The organism is Paraprevotella xylaniphila YIT 11841, assembly GCF_000205165.1.
GTDB classification, from domain to species: domain Bacteria; phylum Bacteroidota; class Bacteroidia; order Bacteroidales; family Bacteroidaceae; genus Paraprevotella; species Paraprevotella xylaniphila.
Genome location: NZ_GL883851.1, coordinates 1 through 1,816, shown reverse-complemented (window position 1 = coordinate 1,816; position 1,816 = coordinate 1). Strand labels below are relative to the sequence as shown.

The following is a 1,816-nucleotide window of genomic DNA, read 5'->3' as shown; positions in this document are numbered from 1 at the left end:
AACAACAAAAATGATTGAACGTATCAAATCGTTGGGGGAAATGGAGACGAAGCAGAAATGTGTAGTTCAACGGTTCGAGATTATCATTCCCCTCCACCAAAAAATAACGACCCAATATATAGCCTCCGCAAGTTTTACTTGCGGATTTTTTAGTTATCGCAGATTGGACAAAGGTTTCTTTGCTACTTTCTTTGTCCGCCATCATGCTCACTGAAAGAAAGTAGGGCGGCTCTCGCCGCCCCGCCACTCAAAAGCGTGTGTAAAGTCCCGTCACCATCGTGAACATTTCCTCCAGCATATCAAAATAGATACCCTCGTGTACGGCAATGTCCTTTGTCTTGCACTCAAAGGTCTTTTTGCTGAACGTCCTGCGGTAGAAGCGCATATTGTAGAGGTCTGCCCCTTCGTCATAGATGATGTCAAGGCGGTTGGCACTTGTTTTGTTCCTTGCAAGGCTCATCCGTAAGCCGTTGCCCATATCTATGAAATCACGGCTACCTGTCATGGCGGTGAAGCGTTTTCCGCCTATCTGCTGTAATATCGTCTTGGCTATCATATCTTTTGTTTTTAGGGTTTTAAGTATTGGCGGTGCGGACACCGCCATCCCGTTCAAAATTCTCGCATTTCGGAAATGGGGGTCTGCCGTTGTAGCCACTCTTTCACACATTCCATATTGTACTCGCTCGTGATGACTGCCGTATGGCTGTCGGTGGCGGTGAAACGTGTGCTTTCGTAATCATCTATCCACCCCTTGAGGGTGTCCGTTCCCCACGCTCCGGTATCGTCAAAGATACCGTCCAATGCCGTGATAGGTTCGCTGAACTTGACTATCAGCGTTTGATAGGTCGTGTTCATAGTCTGTCCTCCTTTCCCTTCTTTGCGTTCAGCCACTTGTCCCGTGCGGCTCGGCACTCGTCCAACGTGGGTTTGACACAAGAGAACAATTCTCTGTCTATGGGGTGGCGGTAGTCGTACTGCACAAGTGTCCGCCTGCGTCTTCCGATACCCGATTGGAAACGCTCGTATTTCTCCGTACCTGCTTCCGCGCAGGTGCTTACTCCGTTGATGGTCATTCGTGTTGTCATAATGTTGCTTTTTAGATGGTTAAAAATGTACTGACAGAACTCTGTTCTTCATCACCATTTCGGGGTTGCTTGTGTAGCGTTGGTGCAGGTAGAAATGGTGTGAGCCGAAGCCGTAAAGGAAAAACTTGTCAAGTTCGTGCTTCTCGGCAAACTCCTTTACGCTCTTTCTCAATTCCCCCTCACTCGTTGTGAGAGTGAGGAGGTTCACAAATTCAAGGAACATCGTGGGGATTGCATCATCCCACACACAAATCATACTTTCAATTCTTACTTCCATATCAATGTTGTTTTAGGGGTTATGCTATGCCGCTTTCATCCGCTCACGGATAAGGTTGGCGTTCTTGTTCACAAGGTCTATGATGCGCTCGTGATATTCGGTGTCCTGGTTGTGCTTGCCGTGGCACTGCACCACTTCGAGGGTTCGCAAGTCCACCTCTACGGTTTCAATAATCTCATCGCCAATCCTTGCCGATAGTATGAGGGTGTCGGCTTTCTTGTAGTATCCACTGCCAAACACGCAGATGCCCTGCGTCTTGCCCTCGTTGTAATACTCGTCTATGCTTTCAAGCACCTTGACGATTATTTCCTCGTCCGTGATTACCAAGCCGAAGAATTTGGATTTGTTGGCGATGAAATCCTCCGCATCTTTCTTTCGTTGGAGTTGTCGCTGTTGCTCACGCTCACGCCTTTCAATCTCCCAACGGCGTTGCTCTGCGGCTCTTTCCTTCTCG

The 1,816-nt window shown here is 48.3% G+C and carries 5 protein-coding genes and 1 pseudogene; 1 reads left to right on the top strand and 5 read right to left on the bottom strand.

Annotation, left to right across the window (positions count from 1 at the left end; translation table 11 throughout):
* Positions 1-214 (top strand): annotated as a pseudogene (locus HMPREF9442_RS08020) (hypothetical protein); the annotation flags it as partial.
* A 33-nt stretch (positions 215-247) separates the two neighbouring features.
* Here HMPREF9442_RS08020 and HMPREF9442_RS08015 read toward each other — a convergent pair.
* From HMPREF9442_RS08015 to HMPREF9442_RS07995, 5 genes are all read right to left on the bottom strand, one after another.
* Positions 248-556: a hypothetical protein gene (locus HMPREF9442_RS08015; RefSeq protein WP_004304290.1), complete on the bottom strand. Its 309-nt coding sequence runs from the start codon at positions 554-556 to the stop codon at positions 248-250.
* A 53-nt stretch (positions 557-609) separates the two neighbouring features.
* Entirely contained in the window at positions 610-855 is a 246-nt protein-coding gene (locus HMPREF9442_RS08010) for a DUF6956 domain-containing protein (protein ID WP_004291529.1), read from the bottom strand.
* Entirely contained in the window at positions 852-1,085 is a 234-nt protein-coding gene (locus tag HMPREF9442_RS08005; RefSeq protein WP_004304291.1) for a DUF3873 domain-containing protein, read from the bottom strand. The genes HMPREF9442_RS08010 and HMPREF9442_RS08005 overlap by 4 nt, the downstream gene beginning before the upstream one ends.
* A gap of 19 nt (positions 1,086-1,104) precedes the next feature.
* Positions 1,105-1,362, bottom strand: coding sequence for a DUF8466 domain-containing protein (locus HMPREF9442_RS08000; protein ID WP_004291531.1), 258 nt, complete (start codon positions 1,360-1,362; stop codon positions 1,105-1,107).
* A gap of 24 nt (positions 1,363-1,386) precedes the next feature.
* A partial coding sequence (locus HMPREF9442_RS07995; RefSeq protein WP_008627262.1) for a PcfJ domain-containing protein occupies positions 1,387-1,816 on the bottom strand: 430 nt, incomplete at its 5' end.